The organism is Rhizobium rhizogenes NBRC 13257 (assembly GCF_000696095.1).
In the GTDB taxonomy this organism is placed as follows: domain Bacteria; phylum Pseudomonadota; class Alphaproteobacteria; order Rhizobiales; family Rhizobiaceae; genus Rhizobium; species Rhizobium rhizogenes.
In genome coordinates this window covers 1-3,645 of sequence record NZ_BAYX01000037.1, presented here as the reverse complement: position 1 = coordinate 3,645, position 3,645 = coordinate 1, and the positions used below count along the sequence as shown (strand labels likewise).

At 54.1% G+C, this 3,645-nt stretch carries 4 protein-coding genes; all 4 read right to left on the bottom strand.

What is annotated here, in order from left to right; translation table 11 throughout:
- Positions 1-17 precede the first annotated feature (17 nt).
- Positions 18-329 carry a type II toxin-antitoxin system RelE/ParE family toxin gene (locus RRH01S_RS32965; protein WP_042477796.1) on the bottom strand — a complete coding sequence of 104 codons (312 nt, stop codon included), beginning with the start codon at positions 327-329 and terminating at the stop codon, positions 18-20.
- Complete coding sequence (locus RRH01S_RS32960; RefSeq protein WP_037219223.1) at positions 326-577, bottom strand: type II TA system antitoxin, ParD family; 252 nt, start codon at positions 575-577, stop codon at positions 326-328. The genes RRH01S_RS32965 and RRH01S_RS32960 overlap by 4 nt, the downstream gene beginning before the upstream one ends.
- 497 nt (positions 578-1,074) lie before the next feature.
- Entirely contained in the window at positions 1,075-1,572 is a 498-nt protein-coding gene (locus tag RRH01S_RS32955) for a hypothetical protein (RefSeq protein WP_042477793.1), read from the bottom strand.
- A gap of 32 nt (positions 1,573-1,604) precedes the next feature.
- Positions 1,605-3,645, bottom strand: a 2,041-nt coding sequence (locus tag RRH01S_RS32950) for a hemagglutinin repeat-containing protein (protein ID WP_174469100.1), incomplete at its 5' end; no start/stop codon positions are given.

Here is a 3,645-nt window from a genome sequence, read left to right as displayed (position 1 = left end):
CCGCCTTCGTCCAAAGATCATTCGTTCAGACGGCCAGCCAAGCGCTTCATGAGATCCATTCGCTCATGAAAGATCTCCACGATCAGGGCGGGCGCATCCTCGCGAGGCAGACAAAAGACGTAGTGATGTTCGCATCGCGCCATTCGTAACGCCGGGTGAAGTGCGCTCATATCCTTGAAGGAACCCTTACCTTCGGCAAGGTTTGCGATACCTCGCTCCAAAGCTGAGACGTAACGGCGCACCTGAGCGGTACCCCATTGCTCACGCGTGTAGCGGATTAAGGAACGTAGATCGGCTTCCGCCTCTGCCGTAAGGATGTAGACCGTCAAGCACGATCCTCGGCAATCTCCTCATCAAGGATATCGCCTACGGTTTTGGTCGACAGTTTTCCGGCGAGCCCATCATGAATGCGCGTGTTCATCAACGTCTTCAACTCTTGCCAGGCTCGATCTCCGTCTGTGTCGCCAGGAAATAGGCGCTCGAGTGCATACTGTTTGATTGTCTTGCCCTGCAAGGCGGCCAGCGCCTTTAGGCTTTGATGTTGCTGGTCTGTTATGTCGATCGTCAATCGGCTCATCCAACGTGCTCCCTGAATTGAGAAAGCGCACATTAGCACATATGTGGGTATGTGGCCACCGTTACGAATGTGTAATAAAGCCCCCGGTTCTGACTATTCAAGTCAGGTCCACTCCTCACGTTCGATGTTTTCGTTGTATGTCATGGCAGTGAACTCGGTGGCCCGATGACCTCAACTCCTGGAATTTTCCATGGTTGCGGAACAAAAATCTGATTAATGTTAGATCCACCCACGTATATACCACCTTGATTGCCGACGGGCCCAATATAAACTGCAGTTCCAGCGGGTATTTTTACAGCGTAAACGGCGTTCACAGGCGACGTTCCTGTCAGTTCCCAACATCGAAAGCCAGACCACCGAAACGCACATCGCCGCCAACGCGCTGAGCCGCATGTCCGACTTCGGACGGGCAAACTACGAGCGTGTCAGCTGATCATTTGCTCAAAGGCTAAATGCTGATTACGACCTGATCCGTGCAACACGGTCTCAATTGATGTTCATAGCAGGTTATTATAGTCATAGTTGTATTCCAAAACCTCCTGATAGCTCCAAATCCTGCCATCAATTCTATCAACATAGATATGCTTCGATCCCGCTCGCTCCTCGACGTCCGGATCTAAAACTCTCTTGCTGATCCGAAACGCCCAGAAAACAGGCGGGGACAACTCCATGGCTACATTCTGAGCGAGCTGTTCATCGCTATCTTTCAAGAAGCACTCAGCAATCACTCTTGCCTTTTCTTGCGGGATGTTTTCGTTATCTCGGTACTCAATGGGAACGCTGAAGGAAACGAGGTTGCTTTGACGTAAACACGAAACAGCTGTAACCGCCTGCAACCGTTGCAAGTCAAGTCGAAGGTATCCACGATAAAGCTTGTTCCTGTCTATGACAGCAGCTGCCAGAAAAAAATTCAAGCCCTGAAGGCAGGCATGATCTCCTCTTATAGAAGACGCGAGATATACATCACAAACTTGTTGCGATCGCAGGAAGGTCATAACTACTCTTTCCACGTTTTGCGTAGCTAACATCAATGCGCGGATTCAATAAAAACCGCCCTACCAGTCATGTTATCCTCCAATGCACTCTTGGGTATAGAATAGCTAGTGCCGGCACCAAGCGGCCAAGGATCACGTATATAGGCGGTGTTACCCGAGATGGAATCCACAATTATTGCATGTGCTTCTACACTCCCGGGCACTTTCACTGTAGCTATCACTCCGTGACCTTCAGCCAAAGCGCTCTCGATCACACCGGCCGTTGTCTCGCTGGCGAAAGTCGCCTTTCCCTGGAATCCGAGCTGTTCGAGCGCTTCGGGCACACTAGAAAGGAAAGCGCCATTGCCGGAATCACCGAGCGCCTGTCGAATGTATGCTTCCGGCATCTCGATACTCGCTCCCATTCTAACGCAGGCAGAAACACACGACGAAAGCTGATTTTGACCGAGAACAAGTTTCTCAGGCACATATTCTCCACGTGCAATTCCAGGAAAAATTCCTTCTCCCGATCCTGTTCGTTCCCCGTTTCCAAGGTTATTGAGAACCGTGTTAGTCTTAAACTTTGTAAAAAACGTCAGCACCTGCACTAGAGCCAGCGGATCACCGTCGTTGGCTTTCGCAATAAGAGAAGGGATGGTGCTGATGCCGAAAGGTTCGCCTATAAGAAGAGTAATTAGCTTTCCAGCTTCTTCCCGTTTTTCCGCGGACAGGTTCTGATAGCCCCCCGGAGCCATGATTGCCCAGATCTGGCTCAAGCTGCCATCGTCTCGAAGCTCCCTGAGGGTTGCATCATACTGATCTTGGGGTAGCAGGAAGGATGCTGTGCTGCCATAACTCGACAAGGCGGCGATAACCTTGGCAAATACCGCGCCGCATCCTTCGGCCTGATAGCCGCTCGGGCGGCAGGAGTTCAACTCATCCTGCTGCTGGCGATCTTTCTCTTCTAGCCGGGTCTGTTCTTTGCAGGCCTCTGCAGTACCCTTGCCGCCATCACACGCAGCTTTCGCAGCATTAAGAGCGTCATTATCTGCGTGATTGAGGTAATTATACTGATAATTTGCCGCGCCATAGGCAGCACCTTCTCCACCTCCGACGGCTCCACCCGCGACAGCCGACAGGCTTTCACCGATCAGGGCCGCGAGTTTTTTGCCATCCGCGGTTCCTTCCAGGCTGGTGCCCTTGAGCATGCCATTGACGAGGTCTGCGATTGCTGGAGCGAGCAGTGTGGATGTTGCAGCGCCGGCTGCACCCTTGAGTGCACCCTCCCAGCTATTGACGCCACCGAGGATGCCGCCGCCGACGGCGTGTAGAAGTGCACGGCCAGCGCCGCCTTCCTTCCAGTAATCCATCCCAGTCTGGTCTTTGTTCGCAGCGGCTTGCTTGTAAAGCTCGCTGGCGATATCGCCGACCAACCCCGCCATGGTGGCTTGGGCCGCCTGCAAATCAGCCTGCGTCTTGTATTGATCCCGCAGGATATTCTGCAAGTCCGGCAGGCCGGGAAGCGAGGTGTTGGTGTTCTCAGTATCGCGGCGGATCGTGCCGATGTCCTGAAGCTGGTGGTCAGGATCGGTGATGGTGATCGGAATGTTGCCGCCGATGGCTGACAGGGCCTGCCCGGTCTTGTTTTCGCCGGCCTTGACCGGCGGGGCGATGGAAAGGCCGCTGGTGCCGATCGAGCCGCCATAGGTGTCGGCCTTCCAGGTCGAATGCGTATCGATATCGGCGACCGTGAGTGTGCCGGTTTCAAAGTGGTTCTTGTCCGCCGTCGCCTCGCTGGTGATCAGGCCGCCGATCAGCGATGTCTGCTTGTCGACCGTGAGATCAAGGCCGCCGCTGCCGGCATGAATGCCGGATTGTTCCGAGACGACGACGGCATCGCCGGTCGCCTTCTGCGTTACGCCGGAGACGCTGAAGCCATTCGTGCCGACCGAACCCGAGACATTCAGCTGATTGGCCTTGGCGGTTGCCGTATCCACCAGGCTCTCGATCGTCAGATTCTTGACATCGGCGGTGACAGAGTTGCCGGTAACGGTCGCACCCTTCAGCGCCAAGTCGTTGGTGACGATCGTGACA

Bases quoted from the DNA above. Each gene is read 5' to 3' on its own strand.
- RRH01S_RS32955 (WP_042477793.1), bottom strand. From the start codon at position 1,572: ATGACCTTCCTGCGATCGCAACAAGTTTGTGATGTATATCTCGCGTCT.
- RRH01S_RS32960 (WP_037219223.1), bottom strand. From the start codon at position 577: ATGAGCCGATTGACGATCGACATAACAGACCAGCAACATCAAAGCCTA.